Below are 422 nucleotides of genomic sequence, written 5' to 3' on the forward strand. Positions count from 1 at the left end.
CCTCGCGGAGGGGCGCGGCATCGCCGTTTCCGGGCGCGCGGCATTGGCTGACGCGCACTCAAGTCCCGTGCCGGAAGCGGGCAGTGGCCCGTCGGAGGGGGACGGACATGGCACGTGCGGTCGGGATCGATCCCGGTACGACGAACTCGGTGGTGGCCGTCACCCGACGGCGCGGCTCGTGCCGGCGGGCCCGCCCCCGGCGGGCGCCGCCGAGGCGGCCGAGGTCTTCGACGCGACGATGGGCACGTGCATCCTCGGCCTCTGCCGCTCGGCGCTGCCCAAGCCCTACGCCGACTGGGGTGCCGAGCGGACCTCCTCCACCGCGGCGCCCGGCCTGGTCCTCAGGCCGGCCGAGGACCCCTTCGGCACACCGGCCGGTGAAGCCGTCGCCGAGCGGCTGGGGGCCCGAACCGCGTCTCTGA

Annotated in this window: 1 pseudogene; it reads left to right on the forward strand. The window is 76.3% G+C overall.

From position 1 onward, the window contains the following. Positions 1-178 precede the first annotated feature (178 nt). A pseudogene (locus ACWGIS_RS35570) lies at positions 179-422 on the forward strand (alpha/beta hydrolase); the annotation flags it as partial.

It is taken from the genome of Streptomyces sp. NPDC054842 (genome assembly GCF_053611025.1).